Genomic DNA, 256 nt, shown 5'->3' on the forward strand with positions numbered 1-256 from the left:
GACTGTGATGACCTTGATCGGGTCAGCCGATTGCACTGTGGCGATCGCGTTGCCGGCATAAATCGGGCGCTCGAACGTATCCGGGCTATCCACTGCCGTGATGTCGCTGATCTGCGCGACGTCGAGCTTCGCTGCGATACGCGGCGTGATGTTCTTGCCGTAGGCGGTTGCCGGCGCGAGGATGTGCGTGTAGCCGTTCGCGATGTTCACCACCGTTGCTTCGATGTTTTCCGCAAGGCCTGCTTCGAGTTGCGGT

At 60.5% G+C, this 256-nt stretch carries 1 pseudogene; it reads right to left on the reverse strand.

Annotation, left to right across the window (positions count from 1 at the left end):
- Positions 1-256: pseudogene (locus PQR42_RS45755) on the reverse strand (electron transfer flavoprotein subunit alpha/FixB family protein); the annotation flags it as partial.

Origin of the sequence: Paraburkholderia sediminicola (genome assembly GCF_046027355.1) — a bacterium.
Taxonomy (GTDB): domain Bacteria; phylum Pseudomonadota; class Gammaproteobacteria; order Burkholderiales; family Burkholderiaceae; genus Paraburkholderia; species Paraburkholderia sediminicola_B.